Annotated in this window: 16 protein-coding genes and 1 pseudogene; 8 read left to right on the forward strand and 9 right to left on the reverse strand. The window is 65.1% G+C overall.

Annotated elements, in window-relative coordinates; genetic code table 11:
- The 4 genes and pseudogenes from GJ630_RS02925 to mct form a co-directional block, all read right to left on the reverse strand.
- Window positions 1–565, reverse strand: a pseudogene (locus tag GJ630_RS02925) (DEAD/DEAH box helicase family protein); the annotation flags it as partial.
- 146 nt (window positions 566–711) lie between these two features.
- On the reverse strand, window positions 712–1,272 hold the full coding sequence (locus tag GJ630_RS02930) for a TATA-box-binding protein (RefSeq protein WP_004516850.1): 561 nt from the start codon (window positions 1,270–1,272) through the stop codon (window positions 712–714).
- 203 nt (window positions 1,273–1,475) lie between these two features.
- Window positions 1,476–1,916, reverse strand: a complete 441-nt coding sequence (locus GJ630_RS02935) for a TRAM domain-containing protein (RefSeq protein ID WP_014040201.1) — start codon at window positions 1,914–1,916, stop codon at window positions 1,476–1,478.
- Window positions 1,917–1,986: 70 nt separating this feature from the next.
- Window positions 1,987–3,177, reverse strand: coding sequence for a succinyl-CoA:mesaconate CoA-transferase (gene mct, locus GJ630_RS02940; RefSeq protein WP_014040202.1), 1,191 nt, complete (start codon window positions 3,175–3,177; stop codon window positions 1,987–1,989).
- 121 nt (window positions 3,178–3,298) lie between these two features.
- On the opposite strand from mct, the gene glmS reads away from it, so the two are divergent.
- Genes glmS through citE form a run of 5 tightly spaced genes read left to right on the forward strand, consistent with a single transcriptional unit; the run spans window position 3,299 to window position 8,569 of the window.
- A complete protein-coding gene (glmS, locus tag GJ630_RS02945; protein ID WP_050037967.1) occupies window positions 3,299–3,739 on the forward strand; it encodes a methylaspartate mutase subunit S in 441 nt (146 codons plus the stop codon).
- 2 nt (window positions 3,740–3,741) lie between these two features.
- A complete protein-coding gene (locus GJ630_RS02950; RefSeq protein ID WP_191449366.1) occupies window positions 3,742–5,205 on the forward strand; it encodes a methylaspartate mutase subunit E in 1,464 nt (487 codons plus the stop codon).
- Window positions 5,195–6,463, forward strand: a complete 1,269-nt coding sequence (locus GJ630_RS02955) for a methylaspartate ammonia-lyase (protein ID WP_191449367.1) — start codon at window positions 5,195–5,197, stop codon at window positions 6,461–6,463. Before GJ630_RS02950 ends, GJ630_RS02955 begins: the two co-directional genes overlap by 11 nt.
- Window positions 6,456–7,532, forward strand: coding sequence for a 2-methylfumaryl-CoA hydratase (gene mch / locus GJ630_RS02960; RefSeq protein ID WP_191449368.1), 1,077 nt, complete (start codon window positions 6,456–6,458; stop codon window positions 7,530–7,532). The genes GJ630_RS02955 and mch overlap by 8 nt, the downstream gene beginning before the upstream one ends.
- Window positions 7,529–8,569 carry an L-malyl-CoA/beta-methylmalyl-CoA lyase gene (gene citE / locus GJ630_RS02965; RefSeq protein ID WP_191449369.1) on the forward strand — a complete coding sequence of 347 codons (1,041 nt, stop codon included), beginning with the start codon at window positions 7,529–7,531 and terminating at the stop codon, window positions 8,567–8,569. The genes mch and citE overlap by 4 nt, the downstream gene beginning before the upstream one ends.
- Before the next feature lie 15 nt (window positions 8,570–8,584).
- On the opposite strand, the gene GJ630_RS02970 is transcribed toward citE, so the two are convergent.
- Window positions 8,585–9,703, reverse strand: coding sequence for a pyridoxal phosphate-dependent aminotransferase (locus tag GJ630_RS02970; RefSeq protein ID WP_191449370.1), 1,119 nt, complete (start codon window positions 9,701–9,703; stop codon window positions 8,585–8,587).
- A gap of 38 nt (window positions 9,704–9,741) precedes the next feature.
- Window positions 9,742–9,885 carry a hypothetical protein gene (locus GJ630_RS19430; protein ID WP_004961837.1) on the reverse strand — a complete coding sequence of 48 codons (144 nt, stop codon included), beginning with the start codon at window positions 9,883–9,885 and terminating at the stop codon, window positions 9,742–9,744.
- 79 nt (window positions 9,886–9,964) lie between these two features.
- On the opposite strand from GJ630_RS19430, the gene GJ630_RS02975 reads away from it, so the two are divergent.
- Window positions 9,965–10,474 carry a CinA family protein gene (locus tag GJ630_RS02975; protein ID WP_014040208.1) on the forward strand — a complete coding sequence of 170 codons (510 nt, stop codon included), beginning with the start codon at window positions 9,965–9,967 and terminating at the stop codon, window positions 10,472–10,474.
- A gap of 36 nt (window positions 10,475–10,510) precedes the next feature.
- On the forward strand, window positions 10,511–11,017 hold the full coding sequence (locus tag GJ630_RS02980) for a metal-dependent hydrolase (RefSeq protein WP_151103317.1): 507 nt from the start codon (window positions 10,511–10,513) through the stop codon (window positions 11,015–11,017).
- Here GJ630_RS02980 and GJ630_RS02985 read toward each other — a convergent pair.
- The gene (locus GJ630_RS02985) at window positions 11,014–11,775 is read right to left on the reverse strand and encodes a PHP-associated domain-containing protein (RefSeq protein WP_064287981.1); all 762 of its coding nucleotides are present in this window, start codon (window positions 11,773–11,775) and stop codon (window positions 11,014–11,016) included. The two genes, GJ630_RS02980 and GJ630_RS02985, sit on opposite strands and share 4 nt — an antisense overlap.
- Before the next feature lie 115 nt (window positions 11,776–11,890).
- On the opposite strand from GJ630_RS02985, the gene GJ630_RS02990 reads away from it, so the two are divergent.
- Window positions 11,891–12,190 (forward strand): hypothetical protein, encoded by a 300-nt coding sequence (locus GJ630_RS02990; protein ID WP_004516837.1) that lies wholly within the window; start codon window positions 11,891–11,893, stop codon window positions 12,188–12,190.
- A 126-nt stretch (window positions 12,191–12,316) separates the two neighbouring features.
- Here GJ630_RS02990 and GJ630_RS02995 read toward each other — a convergent pair whose 3' ends face one another.
- Window positions 12,317–12,754: a transcription elongation factor Spt5 gene (locus GJ630_RS02995; RefSeq protein WP_004516836.1), complete on the reverse strand. Its 438-nt coding sequence runs from the start codon at window positions 12,752–12,754 to the stop codon at window positions 12,317–12,319.
- A 4-nt stretch (window positions 12,755–12,758) separates the two neighbouring features.
- The gene (locus GJ630_RS03000; RefSeq protein WP_004592944.1) at window positions 12,759–12,938 is read right to left on the reverse strand and encodes a protein translocase SEC61 complex subunit gamma; all 180 of its coding nucleotides are present in this window, start codon (window positions 12,936–12,938) and stop codon (window positions 12,759–12,761) included.
- Window positions 12,939–12,977 lie beyond the last annotated feature (39 nt).

Genomic DNA, 12,977 nt, shown 5'->3' on the forward strand with positions numbered 1-12,977 from the left:
GTCGCCTGGTCGGCGGCGTCGGGACGCGCGACCGCGGCGAGGTCCTGGCCCTTCCGCGGGTCCCACCACTGGTCGTCGTCGGCCTCACCGGCGATTGCGGCGTCCGCGACGGCTGCGCCGTCCGAGCGCCCGCCGTCCTCGACCAGCCGCGCCGTCGCCTCCCTGAGGTCCTCACAGCGGTCGTGCGTGCTCACGTCGTCGGGGAACTGCCCTTCACGACCGTACGGGCAGAGGTCGCGCTTGCCGACCAGCGAGATACCGTCGAAGGGCTCCTCTATTCCAGCGTTGAGCGTCCGAAGGTCGTCGACGAACTGCTGGAGCTGCTGTTTGACCGGGGTGACGACGACCATCCGTTCGTACAAATCCGTATCGCGGACCAGCGTCGCGCCGGCGGTGAGCGCGGCCATCGTCTTGCCGGTCCCGCAGGGCCCCTCCATCGCGAGAAAGCCGCGCGCTTGCCCGCCTCGATGGCTCGTTCGACGGCGTCAGCCTGGTTCTCGTATGGCTCGTCGAAGCCGAAGTACGTGCGCCAGGACTCCGTACCCGTCGAGGCGGGGTCTGCCATTGGGCCGGGATTAGTCGTCCCGGTATTTGAACCGCGGGGTTCGAGTCCATCGCCGTCGCTCCCGCTCTGTGTGAACAGTGTCGAGACCGCAATGAACGGAAAAACGGGCAGTGACTGACCGCCGCCCAGTCACTAGCACCGAGCCGTTAGTCCAGCAGGCCGAGATCGCTGAGTCGCTCGACGATAGTGTCGACGGCTTCCTCCGCGTCCTCCTTTCGCTTCCCGCCGGTGACGACGAGCTTCCCCGAACCGAACAGCAGCGCGACCACGTCGGGCTCGTCCAGTCGGTAGACGAGGCCCGGGAACTGCTCCGGCTCGTACTCGATGTTCTCGAGGCCGAGGCCGATTGCGATGGCGTTGAGGTTGAGCGAACTCCCGAGGTCCGCGGAACTGACGATGTTCTGGACGACGATTTCGGGGTCGTCGTCGACCTGGATGTTCAGGTCGCGGAGTTTGTCGAAGACGATACGCAGGCTCTGGTGGACGTCGTCCGTGGATTTCGCACCCGTGCAGACGATCTTGCCCGACCGGAAGATGAGCGCGGCGGATTTGGGGTCCTGTGTCCGATAGACGAGGCCCGGGAACTGCTCGGGGTCGTAGTCGGCCCCCTCCAGGTCCATCGCGACGCTCTCAAGGTCGAGTTCTTGTCCGATACCGGTCGAAGCAACGACATTTTCGATGTCAATGCTCTCTTTTGGGTCGACCATATAGTGTTTTAAATACCGGATTTAAATCATATAAACGTTTGTGATGCTGTGATTACTAGTCGTTCTTCGACCTCTACCGCGTCCGACAGATTCCATTCAAGTAGGGGCACGTCGGCCGAGCGACCCGCTGTGACTGTTTGTTCCGGCCCTGTAAGGACTGCCAGACCGGCGGTCACTGGGCCGCTGAAAACGGAACTGTTCCGCTATACGGTCCGTCCGTCGTTGTCGACGACGCTCGCAAACGCCACGTTCTCCTGTACGGTCTCGATCTCGACGGTCGGCGAGTCGCCCGGTTCGCCGTCGGGGACGATGACGACGTAGCCCCGCTCGACCTTGGCGATGCCGTCGCCCTGGTCGCCCAGCGATTCGATGGTGACGTTTCGGATCTCGCCCTCGTCGACCGGTGGTTGCGGGACGCCGGTGTCGGCTCGCTCCGGGTCGGTATCCTGTGTGGGCGTCTGTGGCTGGGCTGGCGCCGACGAACCGGCATCGACCTGTGATAGCAGACCGACGCGGTAAGTCTCGCCCGGCGAAATCGCGCCGTGGGACACTTCGCTTTTCGGAATCTCGACAATATATCGGTCCCCGTCAGTCTCTACTCGCGCACTGAACAATGTACTGAGTGCATCTGGAACTTCGACCATAGCCTATTCTACGGCTCATGATAGATAATGGTCCTGCCCTGATGTGGTGAAAATTGCCGGCAGTTGGCGATCAGTCGTCGCTTTCGACGCGATTGGTGCCCGTACCGACCCCGGCCTCGTCAAGCAGTTCCGCCCTGTGCTCGTCTAGCAGCGGCGCGCGACCACCGGGCGAGGGCATGGTTTCGGTCATCTTTATCGGACTGCCGGCGATGGTTATCTGTTCGTCGGCGCCGGGCTGGTCGACATCGGTGAGCATCTCCCGGTCGTGGATGTGGGGGTCGTCGAAGATGTCGGCGGTGTTCTGGACCGGCGCGGCCGGCACGCGCCCTTCGAGCAGGTCGAGGAGCGTCTCCGAGTCGATGGTAGCCGTCCAGTCGGCGATTTCGCGGCGCAGGGACTCGCGGTTCGCGATCCGACTGCCGGCGTCGGGGTAGTCCGCGGCGAGGTCTGGACGCTCCATCGCCTCGCACAGCGTCTCCCAGTGGCCGTCGGCAAACGCCGCGATGACGACGTGGCCGTCGGCGGCCTCGAAGGAGTCGTACGGGAACAGCGTCGGGTGAGAGTTCCCCTGCCGGGTCGGCGACTCGCCGTCACAGGAGTACTGGTACACCGTTCGCTCACACAGCGACACCATCGAGTCGTACATCGCCGTATCGACGTACTGCCCCTCGCCAGTGCGTTCGCGGTGATGCACGGCCGCGAGGATACCGACGGCGTTCAGCACGGCAGTGAAGAGGTCGCCGACGCCGGGGCCGACCTTCGTCGGCGGGCCGTCCGACTGCCCCGTGATTTCCATGACCCCGCCCAGCGCCTGCGCGATGAGGTCGAACGAGGGCTGGCCCTGCCGGTGGGTTTCGCCCGTCCGCGGGTCGCCAAAGCCCCGGATGGAGGAGTAGATGAGGTCCGGGTTGTGTTCCCGCAGCGTCTCGTAGCCGCAGTCGAACTTCTCCATCGTGCCAGCCTTGAAGTTCTCGACCACCACGTCTGCGCGCTCAACGAGCGAAAGGAACGCCTCGCGATCTTCATCGGTCCCCAGATCGAGTTCGAGCGAGCGTTTCCCGCGGTTGACGCTCTGGAAGTAGCCGCCGTAGGCTTCTTCGTCACCGTCGCTCACGAACGGCGGGTTCGACCTGATGAGGTCGCCGCCGGGGCGTTCGACCTTTACCACGTCCGCGCCCATGTCTGCGAGCAACATCGTACAGTACGGTCCGGCGAGGACCTGTGTCAGGTCGAGCACACGCAAGTCGTCAAGCGCACCCATGGGAAAACCACGACGGGGCGGCCGCATAAACCTTCTTGAATGTCCGTTATAAATTCCTTAAGGCCATATTATCATGAAAGACCATTAGGTTTATCACTACCCGCCGATGACGGGGTAGTACATGCCCCGGACCGTTATCCTCGGCGTGATTGGCTCCGACGCGCACGTCGTCGGCATCACGATTCTAGAGCAGGCGCTCTCGGCCGCTGGCTTCGAGGTCATCAACCTCGGCGTCCAGACGTCACAGGACGAGTTCGTCTCCGCCGCGAAATCTCACGACGCCGAGGCAGTACTGGTATCCTCCCTGTACGGGCACGCCCGTCAGGACTGTGAGGGGCTTCACGACGAGCTCGACGACGCCGGGCTCGACGTACTCACGTACGTCGGTGGGAACCTTGCTGTCGGACAGTCCGACTTCGAGGAGACGCAGGCGACCTTCCGACAGATGGGTTTCGACCGCGTCTTCGACGCGGAGACGGACCCGGAGGAGGCAATCGAGATGCTCCGCGAAGACCTGCAGCTATCCACAACAGAGGCGGAGCAGATCAGGGTTGACGGGTGACTATGCCAACTGACGAGCGACTCAGCGACGACCAGCTACAGCGCATCGCAAACGAACTCAGGGACAACTGGCACACGGGTCGGGAAGTCGACTTCGAGGAGGCTATCGCCTTCCACGAGTCGCTGCCTGCCTCAAAGCAGTTCGCCACAGTGCTGGAGTCGGCCGACCAGCCGCTCCTCCAGCCGCGGGCGGGCGTTCCCTGCCTCGAAGAGCAGATCGACCTGCTGCGGTACCTGCAGGACGAGGGCGGCGCGGACCTCCTGCCGACGACCATCGACTCGTACACGCGCGACAACGAGTACGAGAAGGCTGAGGAGGGACTGGCCGCCTCCCGCGGCAGCGACGAGAACGAACTGAACGGCTTCCCCGCGGTGAACCACGGCGTCGAAGACTGCCGGCGGCTCATCCGGGCGCTCGACGCACCGGTCGAGGTCCGGCACGGCACGCCTGACGCCCGGCTACTGGCGATGGTCACGCTTGCCGGCGGCTTCCAGAGCTTCGAGGGCGGGCCGATTTCATACAACATTCCGTACACGAAGCGGCACGACCTCGCGACGACTATCGAGCACTGGCAGTTCGTCGACCGGCTCTGTGGGGCCTACACCGAGCGTGGCGTGACAATCAACCGCGAACCGTTCGGCCCGCTGACGGGCACGCTCGTCCCACCGAGCATCGCCATCGCGGTGATGCTCGTCGAAGGCGAGCTTGCTGCGACACAGGGCGTCCGGTCGCTCACGCTGGGCTACGGGCAGGTCGGAAACCTCGTGCAGGACGTGGCGGCGCTGCGCGCCCTGCGGAAGCTCGGTAACGAGTACCTCCGCGACGAGGTGACCGTCACGACCGTCTTCCACGAGTGGATGGGCGGCTTCCCGCCGGACGAGGCCCGCGCTAACGGCGTCATCAGTCTCGGCGGCGCGACGGCAGCCGTCGCCCAGCCGGACAAAGTCATCACGAAGTCCGCCCAGGAGTTCCAGGGCGTGCCGACGAAGGAGGCCAACGCGGCCGGGTTGCGGACGACGAGACAGCTTATCGATATGATGATCGAACAGGACATCGACCTCGGGGGTATCGACGAGGAACAGGCGCTCATCGAGCGGGAGACACGGGCGCTGATGGACGCGATCTACGACGCCGGCGACGGCGACGTGGCACGGGGGGTCATCAACGCCTTCGACAGCGGCGCGCTGGACGTGCCGTTCGCGCCGAGCGACGCCGCTGAGGGCGCGGTGCTACCGGCCAGAGACGACGACGGCCGGGTCCGCATCTTCGAGTTCGCGGACCTCGCGCTCCCGGACGACATCAAGGAGATCCACGCCGCGCGGTTGGGCGAACGGGCCGAGACCGAGGGGCGCGACCAGTCCTTCCGGATGGTCGCCGACGACGTGGACGCCATCAGCGACGGGAAGCTCATCGGGCGGCCGACCGGTGACAACAGCCCCGCGGGAGGTGCGAGCGATGCGGATTGAGGACGTTCGGACGGTTCCCGGCTTGTCGGGGTTCTTCTTCGACGACCAGCAGGCAATCAAGGACGGGGCGACCCAGAGCGGGTTCGCCTACGACGGCCAGCCGGTCACGGAGGGGTTCGACCGCATCCGCGAGGCCGGCGAGGCCCTCATCGTGGAAATCGAACTCGCCGACGGCTCCATCGCGACGGGCGACTGTGCTGCGGTCCAGTACTCGGGGGCCGGCGGCCGCGACCCGCTGTTCCGGGCCGAGAACTACCGTCCCGTCGTCGAGGGTCCCGTTGCCGATGCGCTCCGGGGCCAAGATGCGACACAGTTCGGTGCCAACGCGACGATGCTGGAGGAGATGAACGCACAGCGTTCGGGCGGTGACCAGCTCCACACCGCGGTCCGCTACGGCGTCTCACAGGCGCTGCTGAACGCCGCCGCACAAGCACGCGGGGTGACGCCGACGGACGTGCTCGCCGACACCTACGACACCGAACCGGCCACGTCACCGATTCCGGTGTTCGGCCAGTCGGGTGACGAGCGCCGCACCAACGCCGAAAAGATGCTCATCAAGGGCGTCCCGGTGTTGCCCCACGGCCTGTTCAACAGCGTCGAGAAGGTCGGCGAGAACGGCGAGGGGCTGCGTGACTACCTCGCGTGGCTCTCGGACCGGGCGACGGCCCTCGGGCCGGAGCCGTACTCGCCGCGCTTCCACGTCGACGTGTACGGTATTCTAGGGAAGGTGTTCGGCCCGCCGTACGACCGGACCGAGGTGACCGACTACTTCGAGACGTTGCGGGAGGCCGCCGCGCCGTACCCCCTCCAGGTCGAGGGGCCGATGGACGCCGGCGGCCGGCAGGCACAGATAACCGCGATGGCCGAACTCCGCGAGGGACTGGCCGACGCCGGCGTCGACGTGGATATCGTCGCCGACGAGTGGTGCAACACCTTCGAGGACGTGCAGGCGTTCGTCGACGCGGAAGCGGCCGACTTGGTCCAGATTAAGACGCCGGACCTCGGCGGCATCCAGCGCTCGGCCGAAGCGGTGCTGTACTGCGATGGCACGGACACCCGGGCCTACGTCGGCGGGACGTGCAACGAGACCGTGACTTCCGCGCGGGCCTGTGCCCACGTCGCACTGGCGACCGATGCCGCGCAGGTGCTGGCGAAACCGGGGATGGGCTTCGACGAGGGGTTCATGGTCGTCACGAACGAAATGCGGCGGGCGCTTGCCAGGCGAGACGCCGCCCGGGAGGTGCCAGCCGATGACTGACTGGACCGATCCCGACGCGCTGGACCTATCGAACGCTGAGATCTTCGACTCGCTGCTTGGCCGGGCCGATACCAGGGAGAAGGGCCACTTCTTCGAGTTCTTCGCGGAGGGCGACGAACTCGCTCACGACCCCGGTCTCCGACTCTCCCACCACGGCAGCGAGCAGTGGATGGGCCAGACGCTCAACCACGACCCGGCGTACTGGCGGGCAGACACCGCCCGCGAGCGCGGCTTCGAGGAGCGCCCGGTTCACCCGGACTACCTGCTGGCGTGCGTGATGGGCATCACCGTCGAGGACCTCTCGGAGAAGGGCGGCTACTTCCTCGGCCGAGACGACGTGGAGTTCCACCAGCCCGCGACGGCCGGGACGCCGCTGTCGGTCACCTCGACCGTCGTCGACACCCGAACGTCCTCCTCCCGGCCGAAGTACGGCATCGTCACCTGGGAGACGGAGGGTCGGGACCGCGAGACTGGCGAGACGCTGGTCTCCTACCGGCGAACGAATATGATTCCGCGCCGCGAGCCTGCGGCGACCGACGGCGGCGCTGTCGGCGAACAGGACGAGGGCGGACCGGCAATGCCTGACACTCTCCTCTCGCCCGACGGCGAACGTTTCGGGGATTTCCAAGCGGCACTCGACACCGCCCGCGAGGAGAACGCCGCCGTCGCCTACCGCCACGAACGCGGGCGGACGATGGACGACCAGCTGGTCGCCGGCCTGCCGCTTTCGACGCTCAACACCGCTCGCCAGCACCACAACCGCGACGAGATGGCCGACTCGCCGTCGGGCGACATCGTCGCCTACGGCGACGTGACCCGCTCGATTGCGCTGGCCCACGCCCGCTCGGACGAGGCGACTTACCGCGAACAGCGGTTTGCTGACGAGCGGTTCCACGATTTCGTCACGCTGGGCGACACCGTCTACGGCTTCACCCGCGTCCTCGACTGCGACCCAGACGCCGGGCCGGAACGAGCCGGCGCGGTCACGTTCGAGCACGTCGCGTTCAACCAGGAGCAGACCCCGGTCTACTCGGGCCGGCGAACCGCACTCATTCAGCGACACCAATGACACGACTCTGCCGCACATTCCAGACCGCACCGGCCGCGATACCGAACGACAACAGCGCGAAGTTCCTCGTCTCGGGACTCACCAGCGAGGGATTTCAGGCCCCCGACTGGCTCGTTCCCGACATTGAGGACGGCACCGCCCCGTCGATGAAAGACGAGGCCGTCGACAACATCGTCGAGCACGTCCCGGACCACGCCGACGACTTCGCCGGGGACATCCTCCCCCGTGTCGAATGGGCTTACGACGACGCCGACGCCCGCGAGCGCGGCATCGAGCAGGTGACCCGCCTCGCAGCTGAGGTCGGCGAGGAACTGGACGGCTTCGTCTTCCCGAAAACCGGCCGCCTCGACGACGTGCGCGACGCTGCGGGCGTCGTCGCCGACGCGGAGCGCGATGCCGGGCTCCCCGAAGGAACGCTGGAGATGGCGATTATTCTGGAGACGGCCCCCGGCCGCTCGGACCTTCGCGAGATCTGCCAGTACGCCACAGACACCCGGCTCTCCGGGCTCGTGTTCGGGCCGGTGGACTACACAGCGGAACTCGGCGGTCGCACGCTCGACGGCGAGCGGCCCCGCTGGGACGGCCTGCTCGAAGCCCTCTCGAACGAGACGAGCGCCGCTGACATCGTCGCCATCGGCGGCCCCTTCGACCAGTTGTTCCACGAGCGCGCCGGCGTTACCTACTACAACGCCGAGGGGTACGCCGACCAGGTGGAACACGAGGCGACCATCGGCATCGACGGCTCGTGGTCGCTGCACCCCAAGCAGACCGAGCAGGCGAATCGCATCCACATGCCGACGGTGGAGGAACTGGAGCGAGACCTCCACAAGATCGAGTCGTTCAACGAGGCCAAGCGCGAGGGGACCGGCGCAGTCGTCGTCGACGGCCAGATGGTCGACGAAGCGACCTACAAGAACTTCGCCAACACCGTCAAAACCGTCCGGGCTATCGACGAAACCCATCCCGCCCAGACCGAGGAGTACTACGACGACGACCTGCTGGCGCGGGCGAAAGACGTCGAACTGATCTTCGGCTAAGCCGGCAGTCGCTTTTTACTCGAAATAGTTCGCCAGCCGTTGGGCTGCCTCGTCCACCCGAGGCGTCACGAGTGCGAATCGTATCCAGTCACGCCGAGACTCGCCGAAGGCCTCGCCGGGCATCCCGGCGACGCCGGCCTCGTCGATGAGTTCGTACACGTTCTCGAACGACCCGGGGAAGCCGGGGAACCGCGCCATCACGTAGAAGCCGCCATCGGGGCGGTTGTACTCGGCCCCGACTTCCGCCAGCGCAGCGCAAAAATCGTCGACGCGGTCTTCGAGTCGCCGTCGGCACGCGGCGTAGTAGTCGGGACTCGTGGTCTTCAGCGCCCGCAGGACGGCGTACTGCGCCGGCCGGCTCCCGGTAACGTTCGTGAGCATGTGCTGGGTGCGAGCGCGTTCCAGAAGTGCGCCGGTCGGGCCGTCCTCCGGCGGGAAGATTGCATAGCCGACCCGGAAGCCGGTGATCGCCATCGTTTTCGAGAGGGAGTTGGTGGCGACGACGTGGTCGGAGTCGGCGTGCAGCGCCGAACTGAACCGACCCGCGTAGTCGAAGTGGTCGTACACCTCGTCGCTGAGCAGCAGCGCGTCGTACTCCTCGGCGATGGCTGCGAACTCGGCCATCGCGTCGGCGTCGTACACCGCGCCGGTGGGGTTGTTCGGCGAATTGACGACGATGACGGCCGTCTCGTCGCTCGCGGCTGCCCGAACGTCCGCGGGGTCCAGTCGGTTGCGCTCGTCGACTGGGACGAAGGAGATGTCCGTGCCGACGAAGTTTGCCCGGCCGGCGTAGTAGGGGTAGACCGGGTCCGTCAGGAGAATCTCGTTTCCGTCGAAGTGGTGGAGTCCGCCGGTCATCGCGAGGTGGTTTGCCTCACCCGCGCCGTTCGTGATGAGGACTCGGTTCCGGTCCACCCCACGCCGAGCGGCGATTTCATCGCGGAGGGGCGTCAGCCCGACGCTGGGCGGATACTGGTAGTCGTCGGCCGGAGCCTCGGCGTAGTCTCTGAGCCCGTCCCGAAGCCCCTCGGGCGGGTCCCAGTCGGGGTTGCCCGACACCATGTCCACCACGTCCCGGTCGGCCCGGGCCGCATACTGCATGACCCGGAAGAACTGGGGTTCCGTGTAGTCCATACCCGGTCTCGGGCTGCCGGCCCCGTTTGCTTTTCTGTCTACTGGCGGATGTACAGCGTCAGTCCGCCGAGGACCAGCAACAGCATCCCCCACAGGAGGTCCGACCCCGGCAGGACCCAGAGGAATAGCGTCACGAGACCCGAGGTAACAAGTGACCAGCCAAGCGTCGTCTGATAGCTCATACACGCAGTTGTGTCTCCGAACTGAAAGTATTCCGGCCCGCCCTGAACGCTTATTCGCCCATCGCGACAACTACCGCTAATGACAGACGATACAGCGGACCCAGTCGAGAAGCGCGTCGGCAAGCGTCTCCGAGAAGCTGATGCCACAGTCGCTACCGCGGAGTCCTGTACCGGCGGCCTTGTCGGGTCGAAAATAACGGACATACCCGGTTCGAGCGACTACTTCGACCGCTCGCTGGTTACCTACTCCTACGAGGCCAAGCGAGAGCTGCTCGCCGTCTCGCGGGAATCGCTGGACGCCCACGGCGCAGTCTCAGAACCGGTCGCTGTCGAAATGGCTCAGGGCGCTCGTGATACCGCCAGGACAGACTGGGGCGTCGCCACGACTGGCGTGGCCGGGCCGAGCGGCGGCTCGTCGGAAACGCCCGTCGGGACGGTGTACATCGCCGTCGCCGAGGCCGCCCCGTGGGGGACCAACGAGTCCGGCGTGACAGTGTCCCGCTACGAGTTCGATGGCACCCGTCGCGAGGTCAAAGCGGCCATCGCGACACAGGCGCTCCGGGACCTGGAAACCGCCCTACAGGAGTAGTAAGCTCTTTCAGTTGGGACACAGACGGTCCGGTAGATGAACAAACGTGGGCACGTCCTGAACGCCGTCCTCCTGAGCATCGGACTGGGATACGTCCTTGACCCCTCGGGCGACGTGACGACATTCGCGACAATCACGGAAGTGTTCCTTCCCGTCGTTCTGGGCGCACTGTTCCCCGATGTCGACACCGCCTTCGGCAAGCACCGCAAGACGCTGCACAACATCCCTGTCCTCGTGGTCTTCCTGGCCCATCCGCTGTATCACGGCGGCAATCTCCAGTGGGTGTGGCTCGGCGTCCTCACCCACTACGTGCTGGACTACTTCGGTTCCCGCCGGGGCATCGCGCTGTTTTACCCCATCTCGGACAAAGAGTACGGGTCACCGACGGGTGTGACGACTTCCAGTGAGTATGCGGAGGTTGTCACCGTCGCGATTACCATCTTCGAACTGGCCGCGGTCGGGCTGTTGATACATGTGCTCCCACAGTACCTGCCGCCGTCGGTCCGTACCTTCGTCGTCGAGAACAGCGCGTTTCTGGTTTAGTACACTTTCACGTCGTCGAACCGACCGCTGTACGCGACGTGGTCCGGATGAGTCGGCTCGGTCCCCTGCAGCATCAGCCGGTCGAACTTTCCCCAGGTGTTTTCCAGCCCCAGATGCGCCCACTCGACTGCCCGGCGGATGTCGTGTGAGATGCCGTCGCGATGGAACAGCGACCGCTCCACGTCGTCTTTCAGCGCCGCACTGAGCGCCGCCACGTCCTCGAACGCCTCGGTAAAGGTCACGTACGCCTCGCCGACGGTACCACGGACGTGGGCATACGACGAGACGAACGGCTCGTGGCCGGTCTCCGACGTGAACGACTGCGCGCGGTCTCGGTGGTGGGACAACTGCTTGGGGTTGTACACTTCCAGCGCGTCGATGCTGTCGTCGTACGCTTCGATGTCGTCGAGTCCGAGGCTCACGTTGAGAAATCCGGGATGGGGGACGAGCACGGCTGCGTCCTGACGGTCCAGCTCTCGCATCGCGCCGTCGAAGGTAATGAAATCCGGGATCGGCTCTTCGAGTCCAATACCCAGTACGTGCCGGCGCTGTTGCCAGGTGCCAGTAAATATCTCTCTGGCTGGAAACACAGTCAGCTCTTCGTCGGAAAACGCCTCTGCTTGCCGCCGTATCTCCGGTAGCCGCGTGAAATGCGGCGCGTACACCAGCGCGTCGAGGCCACATGCCTTCGCGCGCTCGACGACCCCGTCGTCGAGCACTTTCACGTGGAGATCAACGGCGTACCCCTCGGGTTGCACGGTGAACGCTAACTCCGTACTGCCATTAGGGGTTTCCGTTTTGGCAGTCTGAGAGACAGACTTCTGACAGGTGGCAGCCAACGTTTTTAACCCCGCGTCGCCTGCCACTGAGCAAATGCCACGCTGGGAGTGCGACATCGAAGGGGACGACAGACAGTTCGACCGCGTCGAGGAGCTTATCATCCACCAGTCGGTTGAGCATGACCGCATCGAGTGCAAGGTCTGCGGTGCCGTCGTCCCCGACGGCTACTTCGCTATCAAGCACGCCTTCGACGAACACTCCCGCGCGGAGTACGTTCGCGCCTACGACGCCTCCGCCGCCGAGGTCCGCCGTCGTGAACAGATAAAAGAATCCGTTGAGGCCGCCGCCAACATGAGCGAGGTCATCGACCGATTGGAAGGCGGCGAAGCGTAGCAACTACCGCTGTTTTACGACGGTGCCTGACTTTGCTCGACAATGATTGCCAACTAGTCTGAAAACGCTTGATTGCTCCCTTGCGGGTCGCTACGCATCCGTTCGAATTGCACGAGACCCGTTCGCCTACCGCTCTTCGGAGTCGAGAACGCGAATCTGGTCGCCACGCACGGTGACCGGAATCGGGACCGTTGCCTCGTACAGTTCGACGGTGACCTGGTCCTTGCCCTCGTCGATGCGCTGGACCTGCGCCTTCTCGCCCTTGAACGGGCCGGCGATGAGTTCGACGATGTCGCCCTCCGCAATGCCTTCTACGTCCGGTTTCGGCGAGAGGAAGTGCTCGACTTCCGCCATCGAGGACTCCCCCTGCACGACGCCGTTGGCGTGGGGGATCTCGTCGAGGATGCGGTCGAAGACGTTGTGATCGTCCGCTTCGACCATCACGTAGCTCGTGAGCGAATCTGGCGCGAGCGCGGCGTGGATCTCGTCTTCCTCGCGGGAGATGATCATGTCTGCGACGGTGCGTTCCTGGCTGGCCGTGGTTTTGACTGCGTAGATTCCCATCGGTTTACACCGGCTTGCTGCCAGGGATGAAGGTCATCACGGCGAAGATGATGAACCCGAGCAGTCCGACCAGCGCGATGCCCGCGCCGGCGATTTTCGCGATCTGGGAGAACTCCTCCCACGACGGCGTACTCGCCAATTTGAGTACGCGGATGTAGGAGGTGAGATCGTATGGAACGTCCATAGCGGGTCGTACCCACTGGTGGCTTTTCTATATTGTGGT

Origin of the sequence: Haloarcula sp. CBA1122 (genome assembly GCF_009741785.1) — an archaeon.
Taxonomy (GTDB): Archaea; Halobacteriota; Halobacteria; order Halobacteriales; family Haloarculaceae; genus Haloarcula; species Haloarcula hispanica.